Source organism: Natrinema altunense (assembly GCF_000731985.1).
GTDB classification, from domain to species: Archaea; Halobacteriota; Halobacteria; order Halobacteriales; family Natrialbaceae; genus Natrinema; species Natrinema altunense.
Window position 1 is genome coordinate 385220 of the sequence record NZ_JNCS01000004.1, and the last position, 17516, is coordinate 402735.

The 17516-nt window shown below is 66.3% G+C and carries 17 protein-coding genes; 5 read left to right on the plus strand and 12 right to left on the minus strand.

Translation table 11 applies throughout. The features are described 5' to 3' along the window. Both cobA and hemC read right to left on the minus strand, forming a co-directional pair. A complete protein-coding gene (cobA, locus tag ALTAJ2_RS10820) occupies positions 1–798 on the minus strand; it encodes a uroporphyrinogen-III C-methyltransferase (protein ID WP_007110122.1) in 798 nt (265 codons plus the stop codon). A 14-nt stretch (positions 799–812) separates the two neighbouring features. Then, the gene (hemC, locus tag ALTAJ2_RS10825; protein ID WP_007110123.1) at positions 813–1952 is read right to left on the minus strand and encodes a hydroxymethylbilane synthase; all 1140 of its coding nucleotides are present in this window, start codon (positions 1950–1952) and stop codon (positions 813–815) included. Positions 1953–2161: 209 nt separating this feature from the next. Between hemC and ALTAJ2_RS10830 the strand changes: the two genes are divergently transcribed. After that, on the plus strand, positions 2162–2527 hold the full coding sequence (locus ALTAJ2_RS10830; RefSeq protein ID WP_007110124.1) for a group I truncated hemoglobin: 366 nt from the start codon (positions 2162–2164) through the stop codon (positions 2525–2527). A gap of 189 nt (positions 2528–2716) precedes the next feature. Continuing rightward, positions 2717–5032, plus strand: coding sequence for a nitric-oxide reductase large subunit (locus ALTAJ2_RS10835; protein WP_007110125.1), 2316 nt, complete (start codon positions 2717–2719; stop codon positions 5030–5032). Between the two features lie 356 nt (positions 5033–5388). Here ALTAJ2_RS10835 and hemL read toward each other — a convergent pair whose 3' ends face one another. The 3 genes from hemL to hemB form a co-directional block, all read right to left on the minus strand. Next, entirely contained in the window at positions 5389–6735 is a 1347-nt protein-coding gene (hemL, locus tag ALTAJ2_RS10840) for a glutamate-1-semialdehyde 2,1-aminomutase (protein ID WP_007110126.1), read from the minus strand. A 206-nt stretch (positions 6736–6941) separates the two neighbouring features. Next, positions 6942–8642: an ammonium transporter gene (locus ALTAJ2_RS10845; RefSeq protein WP_007110127.1), complete on the minus strand. Its 1701-nt coding sequence runs from the start codon at positions 8640–8642 to the stop codon at positions 6942–6944. A 489-nt stretch (positions 8643–9131) separates the two neighbouring features. Next, positions 9132–10142 carry a porphobilinogen synthase gene (gene hemB / locus ALTAJ2_RS10850; protein ID WP_007110128.1) on the minus strand — a complete coding sequence of 337 codons (1011 nt, stop codon included), beginning with the start codon at positions 10140–10142 and terminating at the stop codon, positions 9132–9134. Positions 10143–10362: 220 nt separating this feature from the next. Between hemB and ALTAJ2_RS10855 the strand changes: the two genes are divergently transcribed. Beyond that, the gene (locus ALTAJ2_RS10855; RefSeq protein WP_006184912.1) at positions 10363–10686 is read left to right on the plus strand and encodes a 4Fe-4S dicluster domain-containing protein; all 324 of its coding nucleotides are present in this window, start codon (positions 10363–10365) and stop codon (positions 10684–10686) included. A gap of 16 nt (positions 10687–10702) precedes the next feature. Here ALTAJ2_RS10855 and ALTAJ2_RS19715 read toward each other — a convergent pair whose 3' ends face one another. Beyond that, a complete protein-coding gene (locus tag ALTAJ2_RS19715; protein WP_006183007.1) occupies positions 10703–10867 on the minus strand; it encodes a DUF6757 family protein in 165 nt (54 codons plus the stop codon). 56 nt (positions 10868–10923) lie between these two features. Then, positions 10924–11703: a PHP domain-containing protein gene (locus ALTAJ2_RS10860; RefSeq protein WP_007110129.1), complete on the minus strand. Its 780-nt coding sequence runs from the start codon at positions 11701–11703 to the stop codon at positions 10924–10926. A 157-nt stretch (positions 11704–11860) separates the two neighbouring features. On the opposite strand from ALTAJ2_RS10860, the gene ALTAJ2_RS10865 reads away from it, so the two are divergent. Further along, on the plus strand, positions 11861–12148 hold the full coding sequence (locus tag ALTAJ2_RS10865; protein WP_007110130.1) for a DUF5789 family protein: 288 nt from the start codon (positions 11861–11863) through the stop codon (positions 12146–12148). 58 nt (positions 12149–12206) lie between these two features. Here the strand turns inward: ALTAJ2_RS10865 and ALTAJ2_RS10870 are convergent, their stop codons facing one another. After that, positions 12207–13271, minus strand: a complete 1065-nt coding sequence (locus tag ALTAJ2_RS10870) for a zinc-dependent alcohol dehydrogenase family protein (protein ID WP_007110131.1) — start codon at positions 13269–13271, stop codon at positions 12207–12209. A gap of 93 nt (positions 13272–13364) precedes the next feature. Then, positions 13365–14372, minus strand: a complete 1008-nt coding sequence (locus ALTAJ2_RS10875; RefSeq protein ID WP_007110132.1) for a DUF5784 family protein — start codon at positions 14370–14372, stop codon at positions 13365–13367. A gap of 175 nt (positions 14373–14547) precedes the next feature. Between ALTAJ2_RS10875 and ALTAJ2_RS19170 the strand changes: the two genes are divergently transcribed. Continuing rightward, positions 14548–14721 (plus strand): DUF5786 family protein, encoded by a 174-nt coding sequence (locus tag ALTAJ2_RS19170; protein WP_006184906.1) that lies wholly within the window; start codon positions 14548–14550, stop codon positions 14719–14721. On the opposite strand, the gene ALTAJ2_RS10880 is transcribed toward ALTAJ2_RS19170, so the two are convergent. From ALTAJ2_RS10880 to ALTAJ2_RS10890, 3 genes are read right to left on the minus strand one after another with little or no spacing between them, the layout of a single operon-like run. Next, positions 14718–15455, minus strand: coding sequence for a DUF7530 family protein (locus ALTAJ2_RS10880; RefSeq protein WP_007110133.1), 738 nt, complete (start codon positions 15453–15455; stop codon positions 14718–14720). The genes ALTAJ2_RS19170 and ALTAJ2_RS10880 overlap by 4 nt on opposite strands. After that, positions 15452–16405 carry an NAD(P)H-binding protein gene (locus tag ALTAJ2_RS10885; RefSeq protein WP_007110134.1) on the minus strand — a complete coding sequence of 318 codons (954 nt, stop codon included), beginning with the start codon at positions 16403–16405 and terminating at the stop codon, positions 15452–15454. Before ALTAJ2_RS10885 ends, ALTAJ2_RS10880 begins: the two co-directional genes overlap by 4 nt. Positions 16406–16435: 30 nt before the next feature. Then, positions 16436–17416, minus strand: a complete 981-nt coding sequence (locus ALTAJ2_RS10890; RefSeq protein WP_007110135.1) for a YkgJ family cysteine cluster protein — start codon at positions 17414–17416, stop codon at positions 16436–16438. Positions 17417–17516 lie beyond the last annotated feature (100 nt).

Below are 17516 nucleotides of genomic sequence, written 5' to 3' on the forward strand. Positions count from 1 at the left end.
TTACGCCTCGTCCTCGACGGTTCCGTAGTCGGTTTGCAAGAAGTCGACGATGGACTCGCGCGTGCCGGCGACATCGCCGATCACCGTTATCGCGGGCGGGGAGATCCCCGCCTCGTCACGGGCGTCGACGATGGTCTCGAGGGTCCCCGTCGCGACCTGCTGGCCCGGCCAGGTGCCCCGCTCGACCAGCGCGACCGGCGTTTCGGGAGCCATGCCGGCCTCGAGCAGCGCTTCCGTGTAGTCCGGGAGCCGGCCGACGCCCATCAGGACGACGATGGTGCCGCCGGTCGCGGCCAGGGCGTCCCAGTCGACCGCCGATTCTTCCTTCGTGGGGTCCTCGTGGCCGGTCACGAAGGAAACCGACGAGGCGTGATCGCGGTGCGTGACCGGAATGCCGGCCACCGCGGGCGCGGCGATCGCCGAGGTGACGGCGGGGACGACCTCGAACGGTACGTCGTGGGCCGCGAGGTACTCGGCCTCCTCGCCGCCGCGACCGAAGACGAAGGAGTCGCCGCCCTTGAGCCGGACGACGGCGTTCCCCTCCCGGGCGAGTTCGACCAACCGCTCGTTGATCTCCGACTGTGGCGTTCGCTCGCCGCCGGCGCGCTTGCCGACGTCCTCGCGGCGGTCCTCGGGGAGCATATCGATGATTTCGGGGCCGGGAAGCTTGTCGTGGAGGACGACGTCCGCGGCCTCGAGCAGGCGCGTTGCCTTGACGGTCAAGAGGTCGGGGTCGCCGGGTCCGCTGCCGACGAGGTAGACGGTACCCGGGTCGACGTCGATAGCGTTGTCTGACATTCGGTACTCGCTCCCTATTTCCCCTCGGGCTTATCTTCCTCGGAGGCGGTCCCGTCGTCGCCGCCGGCCTCCTTTCGGGCCTGCTCGATCAGGTCCGCCGCGCCGCGATCCGCGAGGTCCCGTGCGAACGAGCGGGCGGCGTCGGCGTGCGTCTCGACCGGCAGGTCCCGGCTGGCGGTCACCGACTCCTCGCCGTCGCGGTCGAAGACGCTGACGTTCGTGTGGACGTACTCGCCCTGCACGATCGCGTAGATGCCGACCGGCGCGATACAGCCGCCGCCGAGTTCCGACAGGATCGTCCGCTCGACGGTCGTCTCGACGCGGCTTCGCGGGTGATCGATGTGGGTCTGAATATCCCGAGCCGTCTCCCCGTCGGGTGCGGTCACCGCGAGCGCCCCCTGTCCCGGTGCGGGAACGAACGTCGACGTCGACAACTCCTGATAGTCGACGTAGTGGGCGAGCCCGCTGCGCTCGAGGCCCGCGCCCGCGAGGACGATGGCGTCGTACTCGGTCTCGACCTCGCGGCCGAGCGCGCCCTTCTCGAGTTCCGAGAGATCGTCGAACCACTCGTCGACCGTGCAGTCGTACTCGGGCTCGAAGTCCTCGTTGCCGGTGTTGCCCTTGCGCTCTTTGTCCGCCTCCGAGCGCTCCTGGTGTTCCGCTTGCAGCGCGGGCGCGAGCAACTTCTCGAGGCGCGTGTCGACGTTCCCGCGCAGCGGCTCGACCTCGAGGTCCGGGCGCTCGGAGAGCAGTTGCGCGCGCCGGCGGAGACTCGAGGTCCCGACGATCGCGCCCGATGGCAGTTCCTCGAGCGTCGCCCCGTCGGGCGTGACGAGGACGTCGCCGGGCCGTCCCCGTTCGGGGACCGCGGCGGTCACGAGTTCCGCGGGCTGCTCGGTCGGCATGTCCTTCATCGAGTGGATCGCGGCGTCGAGGTCCCCGTCGAGGACGCGCTCGTCCAGTTCGCGGACGAACGCGCCGGTCTTCCCGAGTTGATGGATCAATTCGTCTCTGATCTGGTCCCCCGTCGTCTCCACGGTGACGAGTTCGACCTCGTACCGCCGTTCCTCGAGGGCCTCCTGTACCAGGGTGGCCTGTCGTCGGGCGAGTGTGGACCCCCTCGTCGCCAGTCGCAACGTCCCACGCGTTCTCATAGGGTGCAGTCGGTGCCTCGAGTATGAAAAGCGCACGCTTGTCCGACGCGGGAACGCGCACGCTATTTCACGAACCGGCGTGGAACCGAGTTTCGGGACGGAACGGCCGCGTTGGCTCCGATCCAGTTGGTTGGTATTAACACACAATGTTTTTGCGAAACACGTTCGGGGTGCTATTTATATTACTTGGCGGCCGACCATTCGACCGAATGGCAGACACCCTCTACGAGCGACTCGGCGGTGAAGACGCGATTACGGCTGTCGTCGACGAATTCTACGACCGCATCATGGCGGACGACCAGGTCGCCGGTTACTTCGACGACGTCGATATGCAGAAACAGCGCGCACACCAGGCCCAGTTCATCAGTTCGGTCACCGGGGGTCCGGTCGAGTACGACGGCGGCGAGATGGAAGCCGTTCACGCGGACATGGGCATCACGCCGGCGGACTTCCAGGCCATCGCGACTCACCTCGACGACGCGCTCGCCGAATTCGACGTCGCCGAAGACGACCGCGAGTCGGTTCTCGAGGAAATCGCGAGCTATCAGGACGCGATCGTCACGGCCGCGGACTGACCGTTTTCGCCCGTTCCGCTTCCGGGGGCGGGTCGGAGCCCCCCGACCGCCGTCGATCGGCGGACGGTTGCGGGGATCGCTACGAACTCACGTCCCCTAACAGCCCCTGCGAACGTGTTCGGACCTTCTTCCAGATCATAGGAACTACTGGGTTATTTGAGGGGGGTTCAGGTTCGAGTTACGATCGTCATGCAGATATCCAGAAAACAACTCGCCATGTTTCTCGCGACGATTTTCGTCGTGAACCTCGTCGTCATGGGCGGCGGGGCGTGGCTCTCCTACGAGAACGAACCGGAGATCCCTAACACGATCGTCGGTCCGGACGGCGAAACGGTCGCGACGAGCGACGACGTTCAGTCCGGGAAAGCCGTCTTTCAGGAGAACGGCTTGATGAATCAGGGGTCGATGCTGGGCCGCGGTAGTTACTACGACGTCGACTACACGGCCGATACCCTCGAGTTGAAGACCGACTACATGCGCGACTACTACGCGCAAGAAACGTACGAGACGGCCTACGAGGACCTCGAGACGCCTGAACGGGCCGCGATCGACGAGACGGTTCGCCAGGAACTCCAGTCGAGTACCCACGGCGAGCACGTCGAGTACTCCGCGGCGGAGGCGTACGCCCACGAGCAGGTGCGTCAGGACTACGTCGAGACGTACCACGAGGGCGACCGCGAGCGGGGGATTCAGGAGGGGCTGATTCCGACGGAGGAAGAGGCCGAGCAGTTCGCCGACTTCGCGCTGTGGACCGCCTGGATTTCCCACACTGACCGTCCGGGAACCGACGTCTCGTTCACGAACGACTTCCCGTACTCGCCGGCCGCGGGTAACGACGCCGGCGGGGCCGTGATGACCTGGAGCGTCATCGCGATGGTGTTGCTGGTCGCCGGTGCCGGGATCGCGATCTGGCTCTACCAGGCCGTCGAACTCCCCGAGCCGGAGGCCGGGGGCGTCTCGATCCCCCATCCGAAGGAGATCGATCTGACGCCGAGTCAGCTACTGAGTACCAGATTCATCCTCATCGGGGCGGTGCTGTTCGTCCTCCAGACGTTCCTCGGCGGGCTGCTCGCCCACTACTACATCGAGCGCGACGGCTTCTTCGGCCTCAGCGAACTGATCGGGTTCGACATCCTCCAGTGGCTCCCCTGGTCGATCGCCCGGACCTGGCACGTCGACCTCGGCGTGCTCTGGATCGCCACGATGTGGCTCGGTGCCGGCCTGTTCCTCGCGCCGCTGTTGACGGGCCACGAGCCGCGCAAGCAGGCCCGCTACATCAAGGGCCTGATCGGTGCGTTGCTCGTCGTCGCCGTCGGCGGCCTGGCCGGTATCTGGCTTGGCATCAACAACGTCTTCGACGGCCAACTCTGGTGGCTCCTGGGCAACGAGGGGCTGGAGTACGTCGAGATCGGCCGTATCTGGCAGGCCGGACTGCTGGTCGGCTTCCTCGGCTGGACCGCCCTGGTCGCACGCGGATTCAAACCGTTACTCGACCGCGAACCGCGCTACGGGCTAGCCCATATGATCGTCTACGCGGGCGGGTCGATCGGCCTGCTGTTCATGGCCGGCTTCCTCTACACGCCCGAGACGAACTTCGTCATGACGGAGTTCTGGCGCTGGTGGGTCGTCCACATGTGGGTCGAGGGCGTCTTCGAGTTCTTCATCATCGTCGTCATCGCGCTGACGCTGGTCTCGATGAACCTGCTCACTAAGAAATCCGCCGAGAAGGCCGTCATCTTCCAGGCCGCGCTGGTCATGGGCAGCGGCATCATCGGCGTCTCTCACCACTACTGGTGGGCCGGCCTCCCCGAGGTCTGGCTGCCGATCGGGAGCGTCTTCTCGACCCTCGAGTTCATCCCGCTGCTCTTTATCCTCTACGAGGCGCTGGGACAGTACCGTGCGATGGACACCGCCGGAACGGACTTCCCCTACCGGATGGCCTTCTACTTCATCGTCGCCTCGTCCGTCTGGAACTTCTTCGGGGCCGGCGTGATCGGCTTCTTCATCAACCTGCCGGTGATCAGCTACTTCGAGAGCGGGACCTACCTCACCGTCGCCCACGCCCACGGCGCGATGTTCGGCGCGTTCGGCTTCCTGGCGATGGGGATGGCCGTCTACATCCTCCGGGTGACCACCCGTAACACTCACTGGTCCGAACGCCGGCTGCGCTGGTCGTTCTGGCTGTGCAACCTCGGCCTCGCGCTGATGCTGTTCCTGTCGCTGCTCCCCGTCGGCTTCCTCCAACTCGAGACCGCGTTCACGCAGGGGTATGCCGCCTCGCGGAGCCTCGAGTTCTACAACGGCGGGCTCATCCAGACGCTGTTCTGGCTGCGTATGCCCGGTGATACGCTGTTGATCCTCGGAGCGGTTCTGTTCGCCTGGGACGTCGTCGCGAAACTCCTCTTCCAGCGGAAGGCGACCGCCGAGGAGACGAGCGGTCACGTCATCGCCGACCGGATCTTCGGCGACCGCACCCCGGCCGACCCGGTCAGCGACGACGACTGACCCCGTCGCTCCGGTTCCGTTTTCGCCGTTCGACGCTCGGTCGGTACTCGTGAGCCGCGTGGCCGCGACGCCGTCGGCTCCGCTGACGGACCGATCGAACGCGCGGACGAAAGCACCGTCTCGTTCGCGTCACCCGTATCGACTCGGGGGCGCAGTTCCGGCACTGGCGAACGAGGCCGCCGCGGGCTGGATCGAAACCAGTGTCGACGGCGAACCCGCGACACGCGTCGAGAAGGAGACCGACCGGAAACGCGTTGAGAGAAGGCCGACCGGGAATGCGTCAGCGAGCTGTCCCCGGTCGGTCACACCGATACCGCCGCTCTCGGCGCTTTCGCCGTCGGGCGATCAGGACGCGGTCAGAGCGCTTCCTTGTACGCCTCGAGTGTCTCCTCGACGTCCGCGACGGTGTGGCCGTAACTGACGAACTGACACTCGAACTGGTTCTGCGAGAGGAAGACGTCCCGATCTTTCATTTCGCCCCAGAAGATGCGCCGCCAACGTTCCGTCTCGGCGTTTTTGACGTCCGCGGCGTTTTTCGGACAGTAGTCGTATCGCGAACAGGTCGGGTCCTGGCGACAGCCGGCCTCGCACTGTTCCTCGAGCGAGTCCGGACCCGGCCCATCCCGCGTGAAGATCACTTTGAACATGCTGTCGGTTCCGGTGACGGTATAGCTAGGGGCCTGATCGGCCACGATGTCGGTCAGCCCGTGCCGGAGTCGGTCGCCGAGCCCGTTGACGTGGTCGTAGACGTCGTTCGCGGCGGCGAACTGCAGCGTCTCGAGGCCGGCGGCCATCGTGACGGGGTGACCCGAGAAGGTGCCGGCCTGGAAGACGTCGCCGGAGGGCGTGAACTGCTCGACGATCTCGGCGCGACCGCCGATCGCGCCGACGGGGAAGCCGCCGCCGATGATCTTGCCGAACGTCGTCAGGTCCGGCGTGACGCCGAACTCGCTTTGTGCACAGCCCAATCCACCGACGCGGAAGCCGGTGATGACCTCGTCGAAAATCAGCAGGGAGCCGTGGTCGTCGGTGATCTCGCGGAGGAACTCGTGGTAGCCCGATTCGGGGTAGACGATGCCGTAGTTCCCCAGAATGGGTTCGGTGAGGACCGCCGCGATGTCGTCGCCGTGTTCTTCGAAGACCTCGCGCATGGCGTCTTCGTCGTTGAACGGGACGGGAAGGGTGTGCTCGGAGAACGACTGTGGAATCCCCGCCGAGGACGGTTTCGGATCGTCGGCGTCGCCCTCGACCAGCGTCGACTCCTGGGCACCGTGATAGCCGCCCTGCATGACGACGATCTTGTTCCGGCCGGTGTACCCCCGCGCGAGTCGCACGGCGGAGGTGGTGGCCTCGGTCCCGGAGTTGACGAACCGGATCTTCTCGACGCTGGGGACGTGACGAACGACGAACTCCGAGAGGTCGACTTCGACCGGCGTGGGCGTGCCGTACATCGGCCCCTCGCTGGCCTTCTGCTGGATGGCGGCCTGGACCGGTTCGGGGAGGTCGTGACCCAACAGCAGCGGGCCGAGTCCCATCACCCAGTCGATGTAGCGGTTCCCGTCGGCGTCGATGACGTGACCGCCTTCGCCTTTCCGGACGAAGAACGGATAGGGTTCGATCGCCGCGCGGACCGCCGAGTTGACGCCGCCGGGCATCACCGATAGCGCCCGGTCGTACAGCTCGCGTGAATTGTCCTCGGTCATGCACGGGCTTTCGCAGTCGCGAGGCAAAGTAGTACCGAGGTTCGACGCCGATCCGCCGGCGGAGACGCCGAACGTGTACGCGTGGGGTCGGTCCCGCGGCCGCTCACCCGCCGCTCGTGGACGCTCGAGAACCGGACGAGACCGCATCGACTGCCGGCGTCCCCGATCGAATCTACGGGGATCGTACGGCCGGTCGCGTCCCGAATTCAGACGGCGTCGGGTCCGGTCTTGCCGGTGCGGATCTGCGTCGCGCCCTCGACGGGCATGACGAAGATCTTGCCGTCGCCGGGTTCGCCGGTTTCGGCACCCTCACGGATGGCATCGACGACCTCCTGGGCGGGAATGTCGGCGACGACGCATTCGATTTTGACCTTCTGATGGAGATCGACCGTGTACTCCTCGCCGCGCCATTGGCCCGTCTTCGCGGGCTGAGAGCCGCGACCGGAGACGTTGGTGACGGTCAGCGACGGTGCGCCAGCTTCGGCCAGCGACTGCTTGATCGCGCCGAGGCGGTCGGGGCGGACGATCGCGGTGACCATCTTGATCCGCCCGTCGTTCGGCTCGCCGCCGTCGGAACGGATGATCTCCTCCGTGTGGCCGCCGTCGGTGGCGACGTCGGGCTGACCGAATTCGGGGTAGGTGTCGACGCCGTGTTCGGAGACGTCGAGGCCGTCGCGTTCGTGTTCCTCGGAGACGCGGGCCTGTCCGACGGCCTTGAACGCGCCGAAGACGAGTGCGGTCGCAGCGACCGTCCAGACGGTGATGACCGCGACGCCAGCGATCTGCGCCGCGAACGCGGTTCCGACGCTATCGACGACGCCCGGGGCCGCCACGAACGGGAACAGGAGCGTTCCGATGATACCCGCAGAGCCGTGAACGGGGAAGACCGCACAGACGTCGTCGATCTTCAGATATTCCTCGACGAACTCGAAGACGATCGGCAACTGCGCGCCGGCGATGCCGCCGACGACGAACGCGCCCCACCACGCAGTGGTGTCGGGGATCGCGGTGATGCCGACCAGCCCGGCGAGTAGGCCGTTCGCGACGTAGAGCGTATCGACCTTGCCGGTCTTGAGCCACGCGACGAGGCCGGCTCCGATCGCACCACACGCCATCGCGAGCGTCGTGGTCAGGGCGACGCGGCCGACGGTCGCGAAGGAAGCGAGCGCGAGTTCACCGGAATCGGTGACCTCGAAGACGGTCGCTGCGGTCCCGACGTTGAAGCCGTACCAGCCGAACGCGAGGATGAGCGTTCCGAGCACGGCGAAAGTCAGCGAGTGGCCGGGAATGACGTTCGCACTGCCGTCGTCGTTGTACCGGTCCATGCGCGGGCCGAGCACCCAGGCAGCGGTGAGACCGGCGATACCTCCCATTCCGTGGACGATCATCCCGCCGGCGAAGTCGTGGAACCCGGCTCCGATGAGGTCACCGAGCGCGCCATCTGCAGTGAGCGGCCCTGCCGTGCCCCACCCCATCCCGGCGACGACCGGGTAGATGACCGCGGCCAGCACGAAGGTGTAGCCGACGTACGCGCGGAGTTTCGCACGGCCAGCGACGGCTCCCGACACGATGGTTGCTGCCGTCATCGCGAAGACGGCACCGAACAGCCAGTCGACCCATGCGTTCGGGTTTTCGGCGGCCAACGTCAGCGAGAACCCATCGCCACCGACGACGCCGGAGATCGCCGCCCCGATCAGGAAGAACACGGCGACCCCGACGCTCCAGGTCAACAGGTTCTTCGTCAACTGGTTGGCGACGTTCTTCGAGCGCACCTGCCCCGCCTCGAGCATGGCGAAGCCGGCGTGCATGAAGAAGATCAGGAAGGTCACGACCAGCACCCACAGGAGATTGACTCCGTCGGCGATGACCTGTGGGTCCACGTCGGTCTGCAGGAGCGTCGGCTCCATCAGACGCCCACCCCTCTCTCCTGCACACTAACCCCATCCACCATACGATCGTCCTCTTTTAGTGCAGTCTCGTCCATGATCGTCTTCTTAATCACGTTTGATCCGATTATCTCTGTTCTATTTAAGGATTAGCGTTGACGAATGGTGAAATATTGGCTGTAATAGGTCTATCCGTCCAATGCTAAAGCAGGTTTAATGTGTATAAGGGCGTTGGAAATCACGTCTTTTTCGAGCGACGGTAATATTTCACTCGTTTGTCAACCAGGAACGGGCGGTGATCGGCTCGAAATCGACTGTTTTCCTCTCGGACCGTCGCCTGAACGGGCCATCACGACGCGACTGCGCTCTCGCGCGGCAGATATTGCCGCCCCGTCACGCGATCCGAGGGCGATATTGACGTTCGTCTAATCGACCGGTCTCAGCGGCAGAACGTGGTCGGTTTCGCTTCGGTGGCTCACACGAGAGAATCGGCAGCGGTCGAGACCGTCGTTACAGCCGCTGTGCAACGTCTTCGGCGAAGTACGTCACGATGATATCCGCACCTGCCCGCTTGATCGACAGCAGCGATTCCGTGGCGACCGCCTCGAGTTCGAGCCAGCCCTTCTCGGCGGCGGCCTGAAGCATGGCGTACTCGCCGGAGACGTTGTAGGCGGCGACGGGGTGGTCGAACTCGCTGCGAACGGTGCTGATGATGTCGAGGTACGGGAGCGCGGGTTTGACCATCATCACGTCCGCGCCCTGTTCGGCGTCCAGGCGGACCTCTCGCACGGCCTCGCGAGCGTTGGCCGGATCCATCTGATAGTGCCGGCGGTTCCCGAACGCGGGCGCGCCGTCGGCGGCGTCCCGAAATGGGCCGTAGAATGCGCTCTCGTACTTGGCCGCGTAGCTCATGATCGGGACGTGTTCGAACCCCGCTTCGTCGAGCGCCGACCGGATGGTTCCGACCATTCCGTCTATCATCCCGCTCGGGGCGACCATGTCAGCGCCCGCACGGGCGTGGGAGGTCGCGATCTTCTCCAGGGCCGCGAGCGTCGCGTCGTTATCGACGGTCATCGTGGGCTCGCAGGCCGCCCCGTCCTCGAGGGCGCCCTCGCTGCGTAGCTCCTCCTCGAGCGGGCCGCAGTGACCGTGATCGGTGTACTCACAGAGGCACACGTCTGTAATGACGTAGGCGTCCGTCTCGCTGGTGATCCGCCGCACCGCCTCCTGTACGACGCCGTCGTCGGCCCAGGCGCGGCTCCCCTCGGGGTCCTTCGATTCGGGGATGCCAAAGAGCATGACCGCCTCGACGCCCGTCTCGAGGACTTCCTCGACGCGGGCGACGATCCCGTCGATCGGCACGCGGTCGTGGCCGGGCATCGACTCGATGGGGGTGCGCTCGTCGGTCGTCGCATCGACGAACACCGGCGCGATGAGATCGGCGGGCTCGAGGCTCGTTTCGCTGACGAGGTCGCGAACGCGATCCTGTCGGAGCCGCCGGGGGCGATGGGTGAGATCCATATCCGTGTTTTCGAGAGGAGTCGCAAAAGCGCCTCGCTCGCGGATCGATCCTCGCCGCTGTCGGGTCCGGAGCAGCCATCCCGATCCGTCGCTCGGCGATCTACTCGGTCGTCCCACGGTCCGCGACGTACGCGCTGTCGCGTTCCGCCGGTCCCGTCGTAACGCGAACTGCAGCGAGTACGCACTTTTAAGTACGCGTCTCACATTTAAGCTGCTAGCAATGGCCATAGACCCGCAGTTCCACGAGAACCGCGACCAGGTCGACGAACACGAGGGCCACTCGGTCTGGGGTCCCGTCGACGAACCCGAAGAGCTCGGTATCCACGGGACGCACGTCGCCGTCGACTTCGACATCTGTCTCGCCGACGGTGCCTGCGTCGAGGACTGTCCCGTCGACGTCTTCGAGTGGATCGACACGCCGGGTCACCCCGAGAGCGAAGAGAAGGCCGATCCGGCGAACGAAGCACAGTGTATCGATTGTATGCTCTGTGTCGACGTCTGTCCGGTCGACGCCATCGATGTCGACGCCGGACGAACGGCTTGAACCGACGCGGCGACGCTTACTCGGCGCGATCGACGTCGACTTTTTCCTTCAGGCTCTCGAGCCCGTCGGCTTCGGCGAGTTCCTGTAACCGCTCGCGGAAGTGTTCCTCGCAGAGGCCGACCTTGAGTCCGTCGGACTCAGCCGCAAAGGCAGCCTCGCGGTCACAGTAGTGGCAGTTCATATCCCGCCGTTGGAACCACGTCACATTGAACCCTCCGCTAGCGGCCAGGATTTGGGTTAGTCGTCTGCCAACTCGAGTCGGTCGTACGCACGCCGAGAGAGGCCGTCGATTCCCAGGCGTTCGTCGTGGGCGTCGCTGCCGCCGGTTGCAAGCAGGTCGTGGCGTTCGATGGCTTGCTCGACCGGCTCGCGGTCGACGTCCCGGCCGTAGGGATACTGGAGTTCGACGGCGTCGAGGTCGGCCGCCAGCGCGAGCGCGCGTTCCGGTTCCCGGTATCGCAGCGGATGCGCAAGCGAGACGAGTCGACACGACTCGGCCAGTGCATCACGTCCCGTCTCGAACGACGGGACGTCTCGGGGCACGTAACACGGACAGTCGGAGCCGATGAGGTGATCGAACGCGCCCTGATAGTCGTACTCGGTTTCGGGGTGGGCCTCGATCGCTCGCGCGATGTGCGGTCGCCCGAACCCGCCGTCGACGGTTACGTCGAGATCGATCCCCAGTCGCGATTCCACGCAGTCGACGATCGCCCGCCCGCGTTCGATCCGGTTGTCCTGAATGTCGGCGAGAATCGCCTCGAGCGACGCGCTCGGCTCGAGCCCGTACCCCAGCAGGTCGATCCGCTGTCCCCCCGGCGTCTCGACCCGTAACTCGATCCCGTGTACGAGCGTCACCCCGTCGCGCTCGACGACCGGCCCGTCGAAGGGCTGGACCCGATCGTGATCCGTCACCGCGACGACCTCGACGCCGCCGCGGCGAGCGGCCTCGGGGACCGCCTCGAGCGCGAGGCTGCCGTCCGAGCGGGTCGTGTGGACGTGTAAGTCCGCATATGGCATACGGTATCCGAACGGTCCCGTTGCTAAAGGCGTTTCTTCACTCCCGTCTCGACCGTCGCCATCTCTAAGGACCTACTAGGTGTATTAGGTATGCAGTGCTACTAGGAAACATGGATGGACAATGTTTATAATTATCGTTCACGTGGAATAGCGTGTAATGCTGCTCAATGGCACCGGCGAGGTCATCGACGACCACGAGTACCCAGCGACGACCGAGGAACTGATCGAGGAGTACGGCGATCGGACCCTCGAACTCCCGAACGGGACCGAGACGGTCAGCGATGTACTCGCCCGCCTCGAGCCCGAAACCTTCGAAAACTCGGAGGAGGCGCGCTTTGCGGTCTATTCCGCGGTCAGTGACAAGGCCGTCGGCCGCGTCGGCTACAGCGACCGCGATCCGACCCCGGTCGGCAGCCCGTACTCGCCCGACGCGGTTTCCTTCTAATCGAACGTTTGGCGCGGGGTCCTCGCTCGCCTCGCTCTCTCGACCGACAGAGCAACGGTTAGTCGAAGGTGTCGATGACCGGAATGCCGACCGTTTCGAAGTCGGTCATCGCGTCGAGTTTGTCGCTGACGTCCTCGAGTCCGATCGTTTCGGACACTACTTCTTCCGGCTCGAGCTTGCCCGTCGCGACCATCCGGAAGATTTCGTCGTAGCGGGTCGGCGGCATCCCGAGCGAGCCGATGAACTCGATTTCGCCCATGACCATCGCGTCGGTCGGGAGGTGGACCATGCCCTGTTCGTCCTGGGTCGTGAGCCCGACCTGGATGTGCTGGCCGCGCGTCTCGAGGCTCATCACGGAGTTCTGGCTGGTCGTCTCGATGCCGAGGGCATCCATCGCGACGCCGGCCCCGCCGTCGGTGATCGCCTTCACCTCGCCGGGGACGTTCGCCGTCTCCTCGGCGTTGACCGTCTCGACGGCCCCGAGTTCGCGGGCCTTCTCGAGTTTCTCGTCTTTCAGGTCGACCGCGACGACGTTGCCGCCCAGCGCGTCGGCGATGTGGACCGCCGAGAGGCCGACGCCGCCGCAGCCGTGGATCGCCACCCAGTCGCCCGCGCCGATGTCGGCCCGGTGGGCGAGCGCGTGAAACGAGGTCATGAAGCGACAGCCGAGGCCGGCCATGTCGACCGAGGAGACGCCGTCGGGGAGGGTGACGAGGTTGTGATCGGCGACGGGGACGTGGAGCTGTTCGGCGAAGGCACCCTGTGCGTCCTCGATAAAGCCAAGCGGCATGACGTTCTCGCAGGTGTTGGAGTGGCCCCGCTGGCACTGCGGGCAGGTCCCGTCACCGAGATTGAACGGGACCGCGACGTGGTCGCCTTCGGCGACCCCCTCGACGTCCTCGCCGACGGCGACGACGCGTCCGGCGGGTTCGTGGCCCAGGATCTGTCCGGGCTCGGTCTCGAGGCCGAGCCAGCCCCAGTCACCCTGCCAGCCGTGCCAGTCGCTCCGGCAGACGCCGCAGGCTTCGACCTCGACGATCGCGCCCTCCGGCGTGGGGTCGGGCGCGTCGACGTCTTCGATCGACAGCGGTTCACCGTGTTCCTCGAGGACTGCTGCACGCATGCATGTGGCTATCTATCCCAGCCTACAAATAGGGCACACTCGGTTGCAGTCGCTGACGGAGACGGATGCGGGACGGTCGTTCTGCATCGCCCGTCAGTCCAGAAGGGTCATCGCATCGCCTAGCTCGAGGGGGACTGCACCTTTCCGATACCCCTCGACGTGACCGCTGGGCCGGACGCGGTAGACGACGGCGGGGCGGTGGCGAACGTCGGGCTGTTCGCCCCGAACCGCGGCCCAGGCGTCGTCCCGGAAACTCGAGCAGTCGACGAAGAGGACGGCACCGCCGCCGTGTTCGGCCAGTTGGCCGTTGGTCTTAGTCTCGGCGGTGTCGCGGACGGCCGCAACGGGGCCGGCGGCGGCGCGGTTCCCCGGCGGTTGCGGGCGCGTGACTTCCACGAGGGCGGTGGTCTCGGCGTTCTCGGCTCGGAAGTCCAGCGAGTGTCCGGTCGTCACTTCGATCTCCGGGACCAGGTCGTAGCCCGCGTCGGTGAGGATTTTCGCGGCGATGAACTCGGCCATCGCGGCGCTCATTCGGACGCGGTCGACGTGATCGCTGGTGCCGAGTTTGCCCGACATGACGTGTCGGTACTCGTCTAAGACGCCGGTCCGGAGGACGTCCTCGAAGAAGCGGGTCGCCTCCCGGCGGCCGGCGTCGGGAAAGCCGCCGGCGTGTTCGCGGAAGAACGAGCGGGTCGAATCGCGACCGTCCTTCGACATGAACACCGGCAGGAAAAACCACGAGAGGTGCGGGTAGTCGGCGAGCCAGGGGTCGGCCTCGTGAAGCGTCGCGAGCAGTTCCCGTTGGGCCCACCGCGAGACGTGATAGGGGACGTTCCGCCAGCCGAACTTGTCGGTTTTCCAGAGCGCGGAGGGCGTTTCCGTGTTCCCCATCCAGTAGGCGTCACCGTCGTTCCGTGCGAAGAGCGCGACGTCGCCGTTTTCCATCTCGAAGCGGTGTGTCTGCCAGTCGCCACCGCACTTGAACCACGGCGAGACTTCCTGCGCGCCGATATTCGAACGGAGCGGCTGGAGGATATCGCGTTTGACTCGCCCGTCGCTCCAGGACTGGGGCGAGTAACGAAAGCGAAGCGGCCGTGCCACGGTCGATGCTACGCCGCGGGGAGGGATATATCGTTCGCTGTGCCAGCCGAACGGGTTCGCTCGCTCGAGCCCGGAGACATCGCCTCGCGGGGCCGGAATACGTTTCAGCCGGGCGATGGGTGTGATAGACCGTTACATTAATAATCGGCAGCGCCGTACCATGTCCATACTAACCATGTCAATGGGTGCCTATGACGAAGACGAACACGAGCGCCGCGAACAACAGGCCTCGAGGGTCGACGCCGATTTCGACGACGAGCGGACGATCTATCACGGTGAGGTCGAGTACGATTCCGGCGACTCCGCCGAGGACTTGCTCGATACGTTCGAGGAGATCAAGTCGAATTAGCGGTGATCGACAGGCCCCGTCCGGCTCGTTTTTCGCCGTCCCTGCCCCACGATCGAGAGCGTCGCGACGATCAGGACCGCGACGACGTGGCCCACGACCGCGACGAGCAACACCGTGTCACCCGCGACGAGTGGCACTAACAGCAACTGCACCGCCGCGAAGCCGACGTTGAGCGCGTCGATACGCTGGTACGCTCGTGTCGGCTCCGGTCCGAACCCGTAGGTAATCGCCCGCCACAGTCCGACGACGCTCGCCCACCAGCAGGTCCCGATCCGATACACCACGTCCCAGAGGACGAGCAACGCGAGTCCGACGGCGAGCGCGGGCGGCTCGGCTCCGAAAAGCTCGGTCAACAGCGACGCGTCCGCGTTGCCCCCCCTCGGATCGACGACGAACAGGTAGGTGACGAGCGCCACGAACGCGAGCACGCCGAGAACGACGTCGATGCTCGAGCCGAACAGCAACCGCCGGTAGGCCGTCGGGGTGGGCAGTTCGCGGACGCTCCGGCTAAACCGGAGCATGAGCCAGCTCCCGACCGTCGCGACGACGACGGCGACCGTGCCGGGGACCACCGCCCCCCAGAGGTCGTAGGCCGCCGCGACGGCGACGATCGCCGCCTCGAAGCCGAGAAACTGTATCCCGATCGCCGTCCGACTCGAGACGCGGACGCCGGGAATCGTCCCGAGGAGGCTCTCGTAGACCCACGTTTCGCCGTACTCGAGCGACCGCGTCATTTCTCGCCTCGCTTCGGCGGGGCCGTCGTCCCGGCGCGGTCGACCGCGTCGGGACCGTCCGACGCGAGGCCGACGGCGCGTCGAACCGCGACGTCGAACGGGGTCGGCTCGAAATCGACCAGCCCTTCGAGGCGGTCGTCCGTGACGACGACGCGGTTGCGAACGCCTTCGATCAACGGGGAGGCGACCTCCCGGGGAACATCGGTGACGAGCCCGACCCAGTGTGCCGAGAGTCGCGGACTCAACACCGGGACGGGGACGATAAGCGGGGGGCGACCGGTCTCGATCTCGGCGGTCTCGAGCAGCATCTCGCGGTAGGTGAGCACGTCCGGCCCGCCGATTTCGTACGTTTCGCCGGCTGTCTCGGGGCGCTCGAGGACCGCCAGACAGTACGCGATCACGTCGTCGATCGCGATCGGTTGACAGTCGGTGTCGACCCACCGCGGCGTTATCATCACCGGGAGCCGCGTCGCGAGTTGGCGTACCAACCGAAAGCTCGCGCTGCCGTCGCCGACGATGATCGCCGCCCTGAGGACGGTCACGTCGGCGGTCCCCTCCCGGAGGATCGACTCGACCTCCCGGCGGGAGGCGAGATGACTCGAGAGGGAGTCGCCATCGTTGCCGAGCCCGCTCAGATAGATCACGCGCCCCGTGCCCGCGTCGCTCGCGGCTCGTTCGAAGTTCCGTGCGGCCCGCCGGTCCCGCTCGGCGAAGTCGCCGCTCGATCCCATCGCGTGGATCAGATAGTAGGCGACGTCGACGTCCGCCAGCGCGTCCTCGAAGCGGCCCGGCTCGAGGACGTCCCCTTCGACGACGGTGATCCCGTCGGGCGGCTCGTAGCTCTCGGCATCCCTGACGAGGACCGTCACGTCGTGTGTCGTCTCCGCACGGAGCGCGGCGACGAGTCGCTGCCCGACGAACCCGGTCGCTCCCGTTACGAGTACGCGCATACCCCGCATTTGGACTGCAGGGGCTTAATCTCACTCGCGGGTTCCCCAGCCCGGCGTCTCGGGTGCCCCCCGGTCGACCTCGATGCCGTCGGCGATCGCCGGCGACGGTCCCGTCTCGCCGGCCGTCCGGTAGTGCCGGTTCCAGTCGCGGATCGCCGGCTCGACCCACGATCCGTCGTCCGCCGCCTCGAGCACCCGCGTTTTCGCCCACTCGTAGTGGTGGTCGGAGATCGCCAGCGTGCCGGGACTCGAGGCGGCGGCGACCGCGATGAGCTCGGCGCGGTCCCGTCGGGTGAGGTCCCCCGTCGCGGCCCGGTCGACGATCCCCGCGAGATCGGCCGGCCGGGGATGACAGAAGAGCTTCGCGCCGATCGCCCGCGGCCCGAGCAACAGGCCGTCCGGATCGTCGTGGTCCGCCTCGAGCAGGCGCTCGCCGCCGAACGCCGCTTCGACGCGCTCGCACTCGGTCTCCTGCTCGAGCGCGAGGTTACGGTTCGGATACGCGCCGCATTCGTCGGGATAGAACTCGCGGTCGTGGATGCGACACTGCAGCGTCGTCGGATCGAGAAAGACGCAGGCCGGCAGCCACGTCGACTCCTCGCGACCGAACGGGGCGACCGGCTTCGGCGGCCGTCGGAGACCGACGACGAAGACCGGCCGGCCGGCGACGGCTGCGAGGGTGTGGCCGTCGATCTCGACGCCGTCCGCTTCGTCACGGGCGCGCCAGAATCGCGGCCGCAGGGCGGCGGCCATGCCGCGCTCGAGGAACGCTCGTCCCTCGTCGCGGGTCAGCGGGACGACGGTGGCACCGTCGTCGAGGGGCTCTCGCGGGGCTCCCTGCTCGGTGTCGGTCCGGTCGACCGGGTCACGCAGTCGCTGGCGTCCTCGGTCGGCGTCGGACCCGGTGCCACCCTCGGCGTCGTCTCGAGCGGCGGTCGCCGCCGGATCGCTCTCGAGGAGCGGTCGCCAGTCCAGACAGCAGCCGGCACAGCCCGCACAGTCCACCTCCATGTGCGGCGCTACGATGCTGTCTCCCATAACCGCTGTGCGGGATCTCGCCACCCGAACGGTGCGACTCGGACGACTGGTCGCCCGGGAGAACGTCTTTCAC